Origin of the sequence: Streptomyces sp. NPDC008079 (genome assembly GCF_042957385.1) — a bacterium.
Lineage (GTDB): Bacteria > Actinomycetota > Actinomycetes > Streptomycetales > Streptomycetaceae > Actinacidiphila.
In genome coordinates, this window is record NZ_JBIBIC010000011.1 from 204,885 (window position 1) to 219,731 (window position 14,847).

The following is a 14,847-nucleotide window of genomic DNA, read 5'->3' on the forward strand; positions in this document are numbered from 1 at the left end:
GGGCGCGCCCGCCCTCCCCGGCCGCGCTTTCGCGCGACCGGGCCTTCGGGCGGTGCGCCCTGCCGCGCGAAGCGCCCTTCGCGTGGCCGGAACACGTCCGGGGATCTTTGTCCCGCCACCGGACAGCGGAATTCAGCGGGGCCGGACAATCCACCCGGATTGCACCGGCCCCGCTTTATTGCATTTACGGGTGCCGCAATTCTACGCACTTGTATACGGTGCGATTGTTAATGGCGGCGGCGCACCGCGTTTACGGGATGTTTCAGAATCCTCACCGCGGCGCTCCGCTCCACGTGCCCCGCGGCCAGTTTGCGGGCCCGCTCGGCGTCACCGCGCGCCACCGCGTCCACGAGCGCCGCGTGCTCCTCCCACGACTCCACCGCGCGGGTGGGCACGTCGTCGCCGTACACCCAGGCGATCTTGTGGCGCAGTTGCGTGAGCAGCGCGGCCAGCGTGGGACTGCCCGACGCCTGCGCCAGCGTCTCGTGGAACCAGCCGCCGAGCGACGGCAGGTCGGACAACTGGCCCTGGACCGCGCGCTCCTGACCTAGGCGTACGAGCCCGCGCAGCACCTTCAGATGCGCGTCGGTACGGCGCTGGGCGGCGCGCGCGGCGCCCAGCGGCTCCAACAGGCCGCGCAGTTCCAGAAGGTCGGCCGCCTCCTGCTCGGTGGGCTCGGCCACCGACGCGCCGGCGTGCCTGCGGGTGCGGACGAAGCCCTCGGACTCCAAGGTGCGCAGCGCCTCGCGGACCGGCACGCGCGACACCCCGTACCGCTGCGCGAGCAGTTCCTCCGTCAGTCGGCCGCCCGGCGGGAAGAAACCGCTGACAATGTCGTCGCGGATGGCCGTACACACCACCTGGGCCGAGATACGCCGCCCCGTGCCGTCCGTCCCGTTCACATCCGATTCCGCATCGCAGGACCCCATTCTTTCCGCACATTCTGCGGTAACCCTATTCCAGCACACCAGGGATTCCGATCACAGTCCCGAATATGGAACTTCTTTTGGCGCGCGGGACCGGTGCGGGACGGGCACGGGACGGGCACGGGACGGGCACGGGACGGGTACGGGACGGGTACGGGACGGGTACGGGACGGGTACGGGACGGACGAAGGCCCCGGCGGGGGGAGCCGGGGCCTTCGTGCTGAGGGGGGTGGTGCGGTGGTTCCAGGGGGCGGTGGCGGAACCCCTGCGGGGTCCTGGGGTCAGACCGAGACGCCGTGCTTGCGCAGGTAGGCGATGGGGTCGACGTCGGAGCCGTAGTCGGGTCCGGTACGGGCCTCGAAGTGCAGGTGCGGCCCGGTGACGTTGCCGGTCGCGCCGGACAGGGCGATCTGCTGGCCGGGCGTGACGCTCTGGCCGACCGAGACCTGGATCGAGGACAGGTGGCCGTACTGGGTGTACATCCCGTCGGACATCCGGATCACGATGTTGTTGCCGTACGAGCCTCCCCAGCCGGCCTCGACCACGGTGCCGGAGCCGACCGCGTGCACGGTGGTGCCGCTGGCTGCGTGGAAGTCGATGCCGGTGTGGTAGCCGGAGGACCACAGGCCGCTGGAGGAGTGGTAGGCGGTGGAGACGTAGGAGCTGTCGACCGGCAGGACGAAGGAGCCGAGGCGCTTGCGCTCGGCGGCGGCGCGGTCGGCGCGGGCCTTGGCCTCGCGGGCGGCCCGGACCTTGGCCGCGGCCTCCGCCTTGGCCTTCGCGGCCGCCGCGTCGGCCTTGGCCTTGGCCGCCTTGGCGCGGGCGGCGGCCTCGGCCTGCTTGCGGTCGGCCTCCGCCGTGGCCTTCGCGGCCTCGGCGGCCTTGCGCTGGGCCTCCGCCTGCGCGGCCAGGGAGTCGGCGAGCGAGCCGGTCACATCGGCGGTACGGGCGAAGACGGTGTTCGCGACGGCGTCGTGCGCGCTCTCGGCGTGGGCCGTGGCGGTCATCGAGGTGGCCCCGAACGCTCCGGTCGCGGTGAGCACCGCGACTCCGGCGAGCGTGCCGCCACCGCGGACGGTGCGTGCGGCGCCGCGACGGGGACGGCGGTGCTTCCCGCTGGGCGCGGGCAGAACGGTGAACGCCATGAAGAGGCGTCGCTCCTTTCCTTCCTTCTCGCCTACCGGGTTAGCTGACGGGTTCGGAGCAGGAAGGTCTCCTACGGGTCCGGCCGCCGCTCGGCGGTCGGTCCCGATTCACCCCAGGGACTGCTCCCTCGCGAGAGGGCTGGGTCCCCGGCTCCCCTGACGGGGACTCGGCGATGTGTGCCCGCGTGCCGCCGGACGCGGCTGCTGCTGACGGGCAACGAGCGAAGACGCTAACCGCGGTTTCGCCCATCCGCCAAACAGATCAGCTGATTTGTTGCGTACGCCACACTTCGCTGACACTCCCCCGCAAGCCCTCCCCAAATCCCGCACGGCGCTCGAAAACGCCCGCGCCGCGCTCGAAAACGCCCGGAACCCCGGCGCCGCAGGGGGCTGCCGGGGTTCCGGGGACGGGTGGCGCGAGCGGTGCCGACCGCTCGCGCCGGGTGGCGCGTGACCCGCGTGACGCGGGTCCGACCGTCCGGTGCTACGTGATGATGTTCACCGGTCCGATGCCCAACTCGCCCACCGGCCCGGCGATGACGGACGCGTCCCCGACCAGGACCACCACGAGCCGGTCGAGCGGGAAGGCGTTGACGACCGCGGCGGTCGCCTCCACCGTGCCCGTGGCCGCCAGCCGCGCGTAGAGCTCGGCCTGGTAGTCGTCCGGGAGCTGCTGCTCGACCTGGTCGGTCAGCGTGGCCGCGACGGCCGCCGACGTCTCGTAGCGCAGCGGCGCCACACCGACCAGATTCTGTACGGCGACGTCCCGCTCCTCGTCGGTCAGGCCGCCCTCGCCGAGCGTCCTGATGACCTGCCAGGTGTCGGCGAGCGCGGGCCCGGTGACCTCGGTGGCCACCGAGCCGCTGATGCCCAGCAGCGCGGCGCCCGTACCGTCGGCGGAGCCGAGCAGCACCTGTCCGAAGGCGCGTACGCCGTAGGTGTAGCCCTTCTCCTCGCGCAGCACGCGGTCCAGGCGGGAGGTCAGGGTGCCGCCCAGGCAGTAGGTGCCGATCACGCGGGCCGCCCACACCGGGTCGTGCCGGTCGGCGCCGGTACGGCCGATGAGGAGCTGGGTCTGCACCGCGCCCGGCCGGTCCACGATGACCACGCGCGCGGTGTCGTCCGAGGTGATCGCCGGGCGCGGGCGGGGCTTGGCGGCCGAGCCGCTCCAGCCGCCCAGGGTGTCGTCGAGCAGCCGCGGCAGGTCGATGCCGGTGAGGTCGCCGACCACCACGGCGGTCGCGGTGGACGGGCGGACGTGGGCCCGGTAGAAGGCGCGTACGGCCGCCGCGTCGATCCTGCGGACGGTCTCCTCGGTGCCCTGGCGCGGCCGGGAGCAGCGCAGCTCCGGTGCGAACAGCTCCTTGGACAGCGCCATCGCGGCCCTGCGGGCGGGGTTGGCCAGCTCGTGCGGGATCTCGTCGAGCCGGTTGGCGACCAGGCGCTTGATCTCGTCCTCTGGGAAGGCCGGGGTCAGCAGCGCCTCCGCGAGCAGGGCGAGCGCCTTGTCGAGCCGGGAGGCGGGCACTTCGAGGGAGACCCGCACACCGGGGTGGTCGGCGTGCGCGTCCAGCGTGGCGCCGCAGCGCTCCAGCTCGGCCGCGAACTCCTCGGCGGTGTGCTGCTCCGTGCCCTCCGACAGCGCCCTGGCCATGATGGTGCCGACGCCGTCCAGACCCTCGGGCTCGGCGTCCAGCGGCGCGTCGAGCAGCACCTCGACGGCGACGACCTGCTGTCCCGGGCGGTGGCTGGTCAGCACCGTCAGACCGTTGCCCAGGGTGCCGCGGTCGGGGGCGGGGAACGCCCACGGCCGGGGCTCCCCGGCCTGCGGCTGCGGGTGGAACGTCATGACGGCCGCGGTCTCGCTCACAGCTCGCCCTCCTGCTCGGTGGCTTCGTCGGTCGCTTCGTCAGTGGCGTCGTCGGTGGCTTCGTCGGTGGCGTCCTCCGCCGCGTCGCCGCCGGTGGGCTCGTAGACGAGGACCGCGCGGTTGTCGGGGCGCAGCCGCGCGGCGGCCACGGCCCGCACCTGCTCGGGGGTGACGGCCAGCACCCGCTGGACGGCGGTGAGGGCGAGCTGCGGGTCGCCGAACAGCACCGCGTAACGGCACAGTTCGTCGGCCCGGCCGCCCACGGTGGCGAGCCGGTCGAGCCACTCGCGCTCGATCTGCGCCTGGGCGCGCTCCATCTCCTCGGGGCTGGGGCCCTCCTGGGCGAAGCGGGCCAGCTCCTCGTCCACCGCGGCCTCGATGGTGCTCAGTTCGACCCCGCTGGACGCCTTGATGTCCAGCCAGCCGAGCGACGGCGCGCCCGCGAGGCGCAGCAGGCCGAAGCCCGCGGCGACGGCGCTGCGGTCGCGCCGTACCAGTCGGTTGTGCAGCCGGGACGACTCGCCGCCGCCGAGCATGGTCAGCGCCAGGTCGGCCGCGTCGCCGTCGGCGGTGCCGTCCTCCGGCAGCCGGTAGGCCGCCATCAGCGCGCGCGAGGGCACGTCCTCCTCGATCACCTCGCGGAGCTGGCCGCCCATCACCTCGGGCAGCGAGCCGTCACGCGGTGCGGGCTTGCCGTCGTGGGCGGGGATACTGCCGAAGTACTTCTCGACCCACGCCAGCGTCTGCTCGGGGTCGATGTCGCCGACCACGGCCAGCACCGCGTTGCCGGGCGCGTAGTACGTACGGAAGAACGCCTGCGCGTCCTCCAGCGACGCCGCGTCCAGGTCGGCCATCGAGCCGATCGGCGTGTGGTGGTACGGGTGTCCCTCGGGGTAGGCCAGCGCGGTCAGCCGCTCGAAGGCCGTGCCGTAGGGGACGTTGTCGTACCGCTGGCGGCGCTCGTTCTTCACCACGTCGCGCTGGTTGTCCAGGCTCTCCAGGTCGAGCGCGGTGAGCAGGCTGCCCATCCGGTCGGCCTCCAGCCACAGGGCCAGTTCGACCTGGTGGGCGGGCATGGTCTCGAAGTAATTGGTGCGCTCGAAGCTGGTGGTGCCGTTCAGCGAGCCGCCCGCGCCCTGCACCAGTTCGAAGTGCCCGTTGCCCTTGACGCTGGCGGAGCCCTGGAACATCAGGTGCTCGAAGAGGTGGGCGAGGCCGGTACGGCCCTTGACCTCGTGGCGGGAACCGACGTCGTACCAGAGGCAGACGGCCGCGACCGGAGTGAGGTGGTCCTCGGAGAGCACCACCCGCAGGCCGTTCGCCAGGCGGTGCTCGGTGGCTGTCAGGCCGCTGGAGTGTGCCTCCGGCGTGGCCGTGTGACCCATGGGCAAGCTGTCCTTCCGGTCGCTGCTGCGTGACTGCGTAGAGTGCTGCCACTCTAGGCAAGGGAGCCGACCGTCCGCGAAGTTCCCGGTCACGCCGTGGGTGAACGTGCCCGCCGCGTCGTGGGTGAACGTGCCGTCCACGGCACGCTCGTACCGGGTGGTGGTCCGCGATGTCGGTAGTGCGGTCCACAATGGTCGGCGTCCCACCCGAGCCTTGTGCCCGTCCGACCGCTCGACTGATCGCTCGACTGATCGTCCGACCGTTCGGCTGATCGCCCGTCCGATCGTCCGACCGGCCACCGCCCGACCGCCCGACCGATCGCCTGTCCGCCCGTCCAGATGAAGGAGCAGCCGCCGAGATGGCCCGCCGCACCGCGAAGACCCCGCCGCCCGACGATTTCGAGGAGCGCATCCTCGACATCGACGTCGTGGACGAGATGCAGGCCTCCTACCTCGAGTACGCCTACTCGGTGATCTACTCGCGGGCGCTTCCCGACGCCCGTGACGGGATGAAGCCGGTACACCGCCGCATCGTCTACCAGATGAACGAGATGGGGCTGCGGCCCGACCGCGGCTTCGTCAAGTGTGCCCGCGTGGTCGGCGAGGTGATGGGCAAGCTTCACCCGCACGGGGACGCGTCGATCTACGACGCCATGGTGCGGATGGCCCAGCCGTTCTCGCAGCGGCTCCCGCTGGTCGACGGACACGGCAACTTCGGCTCGCTGGACGACCTGCCCGCGGCGATGCGTTACACCGAGGCCCGGATGTCCGGCCCGGCCCAGCTCATGGTGGAGTCGATCGACGAGGACACCGTCGACTTCGCCCCCAACTACGACGGCCAGGAGCAGGAGCCCGCGGTCCTGCCGTCCGCGTACCCCAACCTGCTGGTCAACGGCGCCTCCGGGATCGCCGTCGGCATGGCCACCAACATGCCGCCGCACAATCTGGGCGAGGTCATCGCCGCCGCGCGCCACCTCATCAGGCACCCGAACGCCGACCTCGACACACTGATGCGCTTCGTGCCCGGCCCCGACCTGCCGACCGGCGGCCGGATCATCGGACTGACCGGCATCCGGGACGCGTACGAGTCGGGCCGGGGCACCTTCAAGATCCGCGCGACGGTCGCGGTGGACGACGTGACGCCGCGCCGCAAGGGCCTGGTCGTCACCGAACTGCCCTTCACGGTCGGCCCGGAGAAGGTGATCGCGAAGATCAAGGACATGGTCAACGCGAAGAAGCTCCAGGGCATCGCGGACGTCAAGGACCTCACCGACCGCGAGCACGGCCTGCGGCTGGTCATCGAGATCAAGAACGGCTTCAACCCCGAGGCCGTCCTGGAGCAGCTCTACAAGCTGACGCCGATGGAGGACTCCTTCGGCATCAACAACGTGTGCCTGGTGGACGGGCAGCCGCTCACCCTGGGCCTGCGCGAACTGCTCCAGGTGTACGTCGACCACCGCTTCGAGGTCGTCCGCCGCCGCAGCGAATTCCGCCGCACCAAGCGCCGCGACCGGCTGCACCTGGTGGACGGTCTGCTGGTGGCCCTCATCGACATCGACGAGGTCATCGCGATCATCCGGGCCAGCGACAACTCGTCGGCGGCCAAGGAAAGCCTGATGGAGCGCTTCGGGCTCTCCGAGATCCAGACGCAGTACATCCTGGACACCCCGCTGCGCCGCCTCACCCGCTTCGACCGGATCGAGCTGGAGTCCGAGCGCGACCGGCTGAACGCGGAGATCGCCGAGCTGACCCGGATCCTCGACTCGGACGCGGAGCTGCGCAAGCTGGTCTCGGCCGAACTGGCCGCGGTCGCCAAGCAGTACGGCACCGAGCGCCGTACGGTCCTGCTGGAGTCGGCGGGCGCGCCGCTGTCCTCGGTGCCGCTCGAAGTGGCCGACGACCCGTGCCGTGTGCTGCTCTCCTCGACCGGGCTGCTGGCCCGTACGACCAACGGCGAGGACTTCAGCGACGGCGGTGCCAAGCGCGCCAAGCACGATGTGATCGTCTCGGCGGTGCCGACCACGGCGCGCGCCGACATCGGCGCGGTGACGTCCGCCGGGCGGCTGCTGCGGCTGACCGTGATCGACCTGCCGATGCTGCCGGACACGGCCGGGGCGCCGTCGCTGGCGGGCGGCGCCGCGCTGTCGGAGTTCCTCACCCTGGAGGACGGCGAGCGGGTGCTGTGCCTGACCACGCTCGACGAGTCCTCGCCCGGCCTCGCGCTCGGCACCGAACAGGGCGTCGTCAAGCGCGTCGTGCCCGACTACCCGTCGAACAAGGACGACTTGGAGGTCATCGGCCTCAAGGACGGTGACCGGGTGGTCGGCGCGATGGAGCTGCGCACCGGCGAGGAGGACCTGGTCTTCATCACCGACGACGCGCAACTGCTGCGCTACCCGGCCGCGCAGGTACGCCCGCAGGGGCGGCCCGCGGGCGGCATGGCGGGCGTCAAGCTCGCCGACGGCGCCAAGGTGATCTCCTTCACCGCCGTCGATCCCGCCGTGGACGCGGTGGTGTTCACCGTCGCGCGCGCCGAGGGCACGCTGGACGACACGACCGAGGGCACCGCGAAGCTGACGCCGTTCGAGCAGTATCCGCGCAAGGGGCGCGCCACCGGCGGTGTGCGCTGCCAGCGGTTCCTGCGCGGCGAGGTCGGTCTCGCGCTGGCCTGGGCGGGTCCCGCGCCCGCCCGCGCCGCCACGCCCACCGGCACGCCCGCCGAGCTGCCGCCGAAGGACCCGCGCCGCGACGGCTCGGGGGTGCCGCTGGTCAAGCCGGTCGCGGTGGTGGCGGGACCGGTGTAGCGCCGGGCCGTACGCGGGCCGGTCGTACGGGCGCGTGCGGCTTGTCGCACAGGGTGTCGTACGGGCTGTCGTACGGCCGGTCGTACAGGCTGTCGTACAGGTCGCTGGATACGGGCGCGGTGGCGGGGGCCGCCGCGCCCCGGGATTCGGGGGCCGCCGGGAGGCAATAGGCTCAGCCGGGTGAGCACCTGCACCAGCGCCTCGGCGTCCCTCGCCGAACCGGTGGCCGCCACCGCGGCCACCGCACGGACGTGGCTGCTGATCGAGCAGCCGGGCCCGTGGGGGGCGAAGGCGCTGGGGGCGAGCAGGCTGGACCCGGCGACCGGCCGCGAACTGGAACGGCTCGCCGACGGCACCGGCACCCGCGTCGCCCTGATCCGCCGCCCCGGCAGACACGCCGACCTGCACCTTCCGCGTCGGCACCGGGTCTACCTCGCGCACACCGCGCCGGGCGCCTCCTGGGTCCGTACCGCCGAGGTCGCCGACCCGGCGGAGCTGACCGCGCTGGACTTCACCGCGCTGGGCGCGGGCGCGCACAACGGATTCGGCGACGCGTACGACGGCGCGCCCCTCGCCCTGGTGTGCACCAACGGCAAGCGGGACCGCTGCTGCGCGGTGCGCGGCCGGCCGCTCGCCGCGGAGCTGACCGCCTCGGGCGGCAGCGAGGTCTGGGAGGTCACCCACCTCGGCGGACACCGTTTCGCGCCGACCATGCTCGTGCTGCCCTACGGCTACACGTACGGCCGGGTGGACGCGCACCACGCGAAGGACGTACTGGAGGCGGCGCGCTCCGGGCGAATGGTGCTGGACGGCTGCCGGGGCCGCTCGGCGTGGGACCGTCCCGGACAGGCGGCCGATCTGGCCGTACGGGAGCTGACCGGTGAGGACCGTACGGCGGCCGTGGTCGTGGAGGCCGTGGAGCGTACGGACCCGGCGCCCTCGGGCGACGGCGACGGCGCCTGGGCGGTGCGGGTGGCGCACGTCGACGGGCGGGTCTGGGAGGTGGCGGTGGCGCAGGTCGCGTCGCTGCCGCCGCGCCCGGAGAGCTGCGGCGCGGCCCTCGGCACACCCGCCCGGATGGAGGTCACGGGGATCGAGCGGGTGGCCGGGGGCCGCGCGTCGTAGGGCTCTTCGCCGGGCGCTCATGGCGAGGCGCTGCGTGAGCAGGCGCTACCTGAGCAGGCGTTATGTGAGCAGGCGCTACATGACCGGGCGCTACATGACCGGGCGCTACTTGACGTTCTTGACGAACTCCGTGGTGTAGGTCTTCTCCAGGTCGACCTTCTTGCCCTTGAGGTTCGGGTTGAAGGACTTCAGGACCGCCTCCACGGTGGCCGGGCCGTCGGGGGGCATCACGCCGTCGGTGGTGAACATCGGCAGCGTGGCCTTGATGGAGTCGGCGTACAGCTTGGCGCCGCCCTGCGCGTAGTCGGAGGGCATCTTCGCGGCGATCTCCTCGGGGGTGTGCGTGGACATCCACTTGAGGGTCTTCACGAAGGCGTTGGCCAGCTTCTGCACGGTCTCCTTGTGGCCGTTCACCCAGTCGGTGTTCATGTAGAGGCTGGAGGACGGGTAGAGGCCGCCGAGCGCCTCCCGCGAGCCCTCGGGCGTGCGCATGTCGTACAGCACCTTGCCGATGCCCTTGTCGAGGATCTGCGCGACGGTCGGGTCGGTGGTCATACCGGCCTGGATGGAGCCCTGTCGGAGGGCGGCGATGAAGGTCTGGCCAGCGCCGACGGTGACGGGCGTGAAGTCGCTGACCTTGAGGCCGTTGTGCACCGCGAGGTACTTGGTGAGGAAGTCGGTGGACGAGCCGAGACCGGTCACACCGAGCTTCTTGCCCTTGAAGTCCTTGGCGGAGGTGATGTCGCCCGCGGCCTTGGTGGAGACCACCTCGACCTCACCGGGGGCCTGTGCGAACTGCACGACGGACTCGATCATCTTGTTCTTGGTCTGGAGGTCGAGGGTGTGGTCGTAGAAGCCGACGGCGCCCTGCACGTCACCGGAGACCAGCGCCGTGGTGGCCTGCACACCGGCCGGTTCGCTCAGCAGCGTCACGTCGAGGCCCTCGGCCTGGAAGAAGCCGAGTCTCTGAGTGAGCATGGCGGGCATGTAGATGACCTTGTCCAGGCCGCCGACCATGATCTTGACCTTCTCGGCGTTCTTGGCCGCCGGGGCCGTGGAGCCCGCGTCCCCGGTGGAATCCGAGCCGGAGCCGGAGCCGGACGCGGCGTCGTTGGCACAGGCGGTGAGTGTGGTGAGGGCGAGGGCTCCGGCGAGGGCGAATGCCGGGAGCTTGGCGTACTGGCGCATGGTCACGTCCTTGTGAGAGCGGAGGGTGGGCGCGCGGGGGCGCGGGATTTCGGGGAGGGCGACCGCGGCTCAGCGTTCGGCGCCGGGCTGGGCGGGCTTCCAGCGGAAGAGCCGCTTCTCCAGGTAGGTCAGCAGGCCCTCGGCGATGAGGGCGACGACGGCGAGGATCACCATGGCCGCGTAGACACCGGCGGCGTTGAAGGTGCCCTGCGAGGCGGAGACCAGCAGGCCGATGCCCTTGGTCGCGCCGATGTACTCGCCGACGATCGCGCCGATCAGCGCGAAGCCGAAGCTGACGTGCAGGCTGGTGAAGATCCACGACGTGGCGGCCGGGATCACCACCTGGAGGGTGACGCGGCGGTTGCTCGCGCCGAGGACGCGGGCGTTGGCGACCAGATTGCGGTCGACCTCGCGGGCCCCCTGGAAGGCGTTGAAGAACACCGGGAAGAAGACCAGGACGACGGCGGAGGCCACCTTGGAGGCCGGGCCGAGGCCGAACCAGATGAGGAAGATCGGCGCCAGCACGATACGCGGCATCGCGTTGAGCACCTTCACGTACGGGCCGAAGACGTCCGAGAGGAAGGGGATCCGGCCGAGCGCGATGCCCAGCACCACACCGCCGGCGACGCCGATGACCCAGCCGTACAGCGCCTCGTAGAGCGTGTACCAGATCTGCTCGCCCAGGGGGCCCTGCGGTGTGCCGTGCATCGTCCACTGCCGGATCTGGTCCCAGATCTTGGACGGCATGGAGAAGTTGAACGGGTCGATGACCCCGGTGCGGGCCGACCACTCCCACAGGCCGAGCACGAGGACGAGGACGGCGAGGCGGCTGGCGTACACCAGGAGGGTGCGGTTGCGGACGGCGCGGGCGCGGGCCTTGGTGCGCTGGGTGCCGGTGCCGGGCCCGGCCGGGACGGCGTCCTCGGGGGTGGCCCCGGTCCGGGGGGCGGCCGGGGCTGCGGACTCAGGCGGCATGTCCGACGCTCCTCTCGCGGGTGATGCGGACCTCTTCGCCCAGCGACGACCAGATCTCGCGGTAGATCTCCACGAAGCGCGGCTGGAGCCTGACCTCCTCGACCTTGCGGGGCCGCGGCAGGTCGATCGTGAAGACCTCCTTGACGGTGGCGGGCCCCGCGGTCATCACGACGACCTTGTCGGCCAGGGCGATGGACTCCTCCAGGTCATGGGTGACGAACACCACCGAGGACCCGGTACCGGACCACAGCTCCAGGAGTTCGTCGGACATCAGGGCCCTGGTCTGCACGTCGAGCGCGGAGAACGGCTCGTCCATCAGCAGGATGTCGGGGTCGTTGACGAAGGTCGCGGCGAGCGCGACGCGCTTGCGCTGGCCGCCGGAGAGCTGGTGCGGATAGCGGTCCTCGAAGGCGGTCAGGCCCACGCGGGCCAGCCAGTCGCGGGCCCGCTCCTTGGCCTCGGCCTTGCCGACACCGCGGAAGCGCGGCCCGGCCATGACGTTGGACAGCACGGTCCGCCAGGGGAAGACGGCGTCCTGCTGGAAGACGAAGCCGACGCCGGGGTTGATGCCGTTCACGGCCTCTCCCGAGACCAGCACCTCGCCTTCCGTGGGCTCCTCCAGGCCGCTGACCAGGGTCAGCGTCGTCGATTTGCCGCAGCCGGTCGGTCCGACGACCGCGACGAACTCACCGCGTTCCACGGTCAGGTCCAGGTCTCTCACGGCGGTGTGCAGGGCGCCGGACGGGGTCCTGAACGCCTTGCTCGCCCCCCGCAGCTCGATGGCGGGGCTCGTTTCGCTGCTCATGGCGGTGGAGGCTAGGAGCGACCACCGCGGCGGCGGCAGTCTTGTGGGCGCAAGGAGCCTTCTGCGCGCAAGCCGGTCTTCTGCTCGTTTTGCTCGCCCGCGCACAACGAAAGCGAAACGGAGTCTGCCCATCCGGCTCTGCGGGGTTTACCTTGCGTTGACGACAGGGCTGTCGACGTACGCGTGGGGTGGGGACGCGGGTCGGCCGCCGCGACTGTCGGCGGACCGGTTGGAATGCGGAGGAGCCCCACGATGCGGATCGGATGGCCGCGCCGTGTCTCGGCGCAGGTCCTGTTGGTGCAACTGGCGATCACGGCGGGCGTCACGGCGCTCGCCACCGGGCTCTTCCTGGCGCCGCTCAGCCACCAGCTCGACGAAGAGGCGATGCACAGGGCGCTGGCCATCGCGGAGACCGTGGCCGTCGATCCCGAGGTCGCGCGGGCCGTGGTCTCGTCCCGGCCGACGCCGGACGGCCCGGTGCAGGCGGAGGCGGAACGAGTCAGGATCGCCACGAAGGCCCTCTACATCGTGGTGATGGACACCCACGGCATCCGGTGGTCGCACACCGACCCCAAGCGGATCGGCGAACCCGTCTCGACCGATCCCAGCGTGGCGCTGGCCGGTGACGAGATCATGCAGATCGACCGCGGCACGCTGGGGCGCAGCACCCGCGGCAAGGTGCCGCTGTACGACTCCTCCCACCGGATCGTGGGCGCGGTGTCGGTGGGCATCAGGTACGACGGCATCCTCAACCGGGCGATCGGCCTGGTGCCGGGTCTGCTGATGTACGCGGGCGCGGCGCTGGGCGTGGGCGTGCTGGCGGCGGTGTGGGGTTCGCGGCGGTTGCAGCGGGCCACGCACGGGCTGGCCTTCGCCGACATATCGGCGCTGCTCGACGAGCGGGAGGCGATGCTGCACGGCGTCCGCGAGGGCGTGGTCGCACTGGACCGGCAGGGGCGGGTGCGGCTGGTCAACGACGAGGCGCAGCGGCTGCTCGGGCTCGACGGCGCCGGTGACGGCGCGGCCACCGGGCGGCTGCTGGACGAGCTGCTGCCGCCTGGCCGTACGACGGACGTGCTGGCGGGGCGGGTCGAGGGCGCGGATCTGCTGACGGTCAGCGGCGGCCGGGTACTGGTCGCCAACCGGATGCCGACCGGTGACGGCGGGGCCGTGGTGACGCTGCGGGACCGTACGGAACTGGAGCTGCTCGGCCGCGAACTGGACTCCACCCACGGGCTGCTGGACGCGCTGCGCGCCCAGGACCACGAGCACGCCAACCGGCTGCACACCGTGCTGGGCCTGCTGGAACTGGGCCTGCACGAGGAGGCGGTGGGCTATGTCGCGGAGGTCGCCGACACCCATCGGGCGTCGGCCGAGGTGATCGCGGACCGGGTGCACGATCCGCTGGTGTCGGCGCTGCTGGTCGGCAAGGCCGCCATCGCGGCGGAGCGCGGGGTGTCGCTGCGGGTCGCGCAGAGCACGCTGCTGCCCGACCGGGTGGTGGACCCGCGCGATCTGGTGACGGTGCTGGGCAATCTCATCGACAACGCGCTGGACGCCGCCGCCGGGCACCGCGTGTCCCCGGCGATGTCCGCCGCGCCTTTCGTGGAGGTCGAACTGCGCGCCGAGGACGACACGACCCTGCTGCTGCGGGTGTCGGACACGGGGCCGGGAGTGCCGCCGGAGGCGCGCGAACTGATCTTCACCGAGGGCTGGTCGACGAAGGAACGTCCGCCGCACCGGGGGCGCGGCCTGGGCCTCGCGCTGGTGCGCAGGCTCGCCGAGCGGTACGGGGGTCTGGCGCGGGTGACGGCGCGGGCGGGCGGTGGCGCGGTGTTCACGGTGGTGCTGCCCGAGGCGCTGGCCGAAGGAGTGCTGGCCGGTGGGGCGCTGGCCGGAGGAGTGCTTTCCGCGGCTGGGGAGGCGGCGCGATGATCGACGTACTGGTGGTGGACGACGACTTCCGGGTGGCGGAGATCAACTCGGCCTATGTGGGCAAGGTGCCGGGCTTCCGGGTGGCCGGGCGGGCCCACACCGCGGCGCACGCGCTGTCGGTGCTGGAGCGCACCCGGATCGACCTGGTGCTGCTCGACCACTATCTGCCGGACGAGACGGGGCTGACGCTGGTCCGCCGGATGCGGCAGCACGGGCACCACGCGGACGTGATCATGGTGACGGCGGCGCGTGATGTCGCCACCGTGCAGGCAGCGATGCGGCTCGGCGCGTTGCAGTACCTGGTGAAGCCGTTCAGCTTCGCCGGTCTGCGGGCCAAGCTGGACGGTTACGCGGCGCTGCGCCGCACCCTGGAGGGGGTGGGCGGGCGCGGCGAGGCCGGGCAGGAGCAGGTCGACCGGATCTTCGGCGCCCTGCGTACGGCGGGCGCGTCCTCGGCCGAACTGCCCAAGGGGCACTCCGCGCCGACCGCCGACCTGATCCGCCGCGTCCTGCACGAGGCGGGCCGCCCGCTGTCCGCCCACGAGGTCGCCGAACGCGCCGGGCTCAGCCGCTCCACCGCCCAGCGCTACCTGAAGTACCTGGAGCAGGCGGGGCGGTTGAGCCTCACCCTCAAATACGGCGACACGGGCCGTCCCGAACACCGCTACGCCTGGGCCGCCACCGGCTGA

At 72.0% G+C, this 14,847-nt stretch carries 11 protein-coding genes and 1 riboswitch; of the genes, 4 read left to right on the forward strand and 7 right to left on the reverse strand.

The window, feature by feature from the left end; all coding sequences use genetic code 11:
• Positions 1 to 227: 227 nt before the first annotated feature.
• The 4 genes from ACFZAM_RS23465 to ACFZAM_RS23480 all read right to left on the reverse strand — a co-directional run bounded on the left by ACFZAM_RS23465 (position 228) and on the right by ACFZAM_RS23480 (position 5,326).
• The gene (locus ACFZAM_RS23465) at positions 228 to 929 is read right to left on the reverse strand and encodes a GntR family transcriptional regulator (protein WP_355338392.1); all 702 of its coding nucleotides are present in this window, start codon (positions 927 to 929) and stop codon (positions 228 to 230) included.
• A 278-nt stretch (positions 930 to 1,207) separates the two neighbouring features.
• On the reverse strand, positions 1,208 to 2,071 hold the full coding sequence (locus tag ACFZAM_RS23470) for a M23 family metallopeptidase (RefSeq protein WP_355338389.1): 864 nt from the start codon (positions 2,069 to 2,071) through the stop codon (positions 1,208 to 1,210).
• A gap of 15 nt (positions 2,072 to 2,086) precedes the next feature.
• A riboswitch (cyclic di-AMP (ydaO/yuaA leader) is annotated at positions 2,087 to 2,254 on the reverse strand.
• A gap of 301 nt (positions 2,255 to 2,555) precedes the next feature.
• Positions 2,556 to 3,941, reverse strand: coding sequence for a pitrilysin family protein (locus ACFZAM_RS23475; protein ID WP_355338387.1), 1,386 nt, complete (start codon positions 3,939 to 3,941; stop codon positions 2,556 to 2,558).
• On the reverse strand, positions 3,938 to 5,326 hold the full coding sequence (locus ACFZAM_RS23480) for an insulinase family protein (RefSeq protein ID WP_391048955.1): 1,389 nt from the start codon (positions 5,324 to 5,326) through the stop codon (positions 3,938 to 3,940). Before ACFZAM_RS23480 ends, ACFZAM_RS23475 begins: the two co-directional genes overlap by 4 nt.
• Positions 5,327 to 5,685: 359 nt before the next feature.
• Between ACFZAM_RS23480 and ACFZAM_RS23485 the strand changes: the two genes are divergently transcribed.
• Positions 5,686 to 8,130: a DNA topoisomerase IV subunit A gene (locus tag ACFZAM_RS23485; RefSeq protein WP_355338381.1), complete on the forward strand. Its 2,445-nt coding sequence runs from the start codon at positions 5,686 to 5,688 to the stop codon at positions 8,128 to 8,130.
• Between the two features lie 180 nt (positions 8,131 to 8,310).
• Entirely contained in the window at positions 8,311 to 9,255 is a 945-nt protein-coding gene (locus ACFZAM_RS23490) for a sucrase ferredoxin (RefSeq protein ID WP_391048959.1), read from the forward strand.
• A gap of 105 nt (positions 9,256 to 9,360) precedes the next feature.
• On the opposite strand, the gene ACFZAM_RS23495 is transcribed toward ACFZAM_RS23490, so the two are convergent.
• The 3 genes from ACFZAM_RS23495 to ACFZAM_RS23505 form a co-directional block, all read right to left on the reverse strand.
• A complete protein-coding gene (locus ACFZAM_RS23495) occupies positions 9,361 to 10,443 on the reverse strand; it encodes an ABC transporter substrate-binding protein (RefSeq protein ID WP_391048961.1) in 1,083 nt (360 codons plus the stop codon).
• Between the two features lie 69 nt (positions 10,444 to 10,512).
• The gene (locus ACFZAM_RS23500) at positions 10,513 to 11,418 is read right to left on the reverse strand and encodes an ABC transporter permease subunit (protein WP_391048963.1); all 906 of its coding nucleotides are present in this window, start codon (positions 11,416 to 11,418) and stop codon (positions 10,513 to 10,515) included.
• Positions 11,408 to 12,223, reverse strand: coding sequence for an ABC transporter ATP-binding protein (locus ACFZAM_RS23505; protein WP_355338370.1), 816 nt, complete (start codon positions 12,221 to 12,223; stop codon positions 11,408 to 11,410). The genes ACFZAM_RS23500 and ACFZAM_RS23505 overlap by 11 nt, the downstream gene beginning before the upstream one ends.
• A gap of 252 nt (positions 12,224 to 12,475) precedes the next feature.
• Between ACFZAM_RS23505 and ACFZAM_RS23510 the strand changes: the two genes are divergently transcribed.
• Positions 12,476 to 14,158 (forward strand): ATP-binding protein, encoded by a 1,683-nt coding sequence (locus ACFZAM_RS23510; protein ID WP_391048966.1) that lies wholly within the window; start codon positions 12,476 to 12,478, stop codon positions 14,156 to 14,158.
• Positions 14,155 to 14,847: a response regulator gene (locus ACFZAM_RS23515; RefSeq protein ID WP_355338364.1), complete on the forward strand. Its 693-nt coding sequence runs from the start codon at positions 14,155 to 14,157 to the stop codon at positions 14,845 to 14,847. Before ACFZAM_RS23510 ends, ACFZAM_RS23515 begins: the two co-directional genes overlap by 4 nt.

Coding starts and splice junctions, on each gene's coding strand:
- ACFZAM_RS23495 (WP_391048961.1), bottom strand. CDS start 10,443: ATGCGCCAGTACGCCAAGCTCCCGGCATTCGCCCTCGCCGGAGCCCTC.
- ACFZAM_RS23505 (WP_355338370.1), bottom strand. CDS start 12,223: ATGAGCAGCGAAACGAGCCCCGCCATCGAGCTGCGGGGGGCGAGCAAG.
- ACFZAM_RS23515 (WP_355338364.1), top strand. CDS start 14,155: ATGATCGACGTACTGGTGGTGGACGACGACTTCCGGGTGGCGGAGATC.
- ACFZAM_RS23500 (WP_391048963.1), bottom strand. CDS start 11,418: ATGCCGCCTGAGTCCGCAGCCCCGGCCGCCCCCCGGACCGGGGCCACC.
- ACFZAM_RS23470 (WP_355338389.1), bottom strand. CDS start 2,071: ATGGCGTTCACCGTTCTGCCCGCGCCCAGCGGGAAGCACCGCCGTCCC.
- ACFZAM_RS23485 (WP_355338381.1), top strand. CDS start 5,686: ATGGCCCGCCGCACCGCGAAGACCCCGCCGCCCGACGATTTCGAGGAG.
- ACFZAM_RS23510 (WP_391048966.1), top strand. CDS start 12,476: ATGCGGATCGGATGGCCGCGCCGTGTCTCGGCGCAGGTCCTGTTGGTG.
- ACFZAM_RS23465 (WP_355338392.1), bottom strand. CDS start 929: ATGGGGTCCTGCGATGCGGAATCGGATGTGAACGGGACGGACGGCACG.
- ACFZAM_RS23480 (WP_391048955.1), bottom strand. CDS start 5,326: ATGGGTCACACGGCCACGCCGGAGGCACACTCCAGCGGCCTGACAGCC.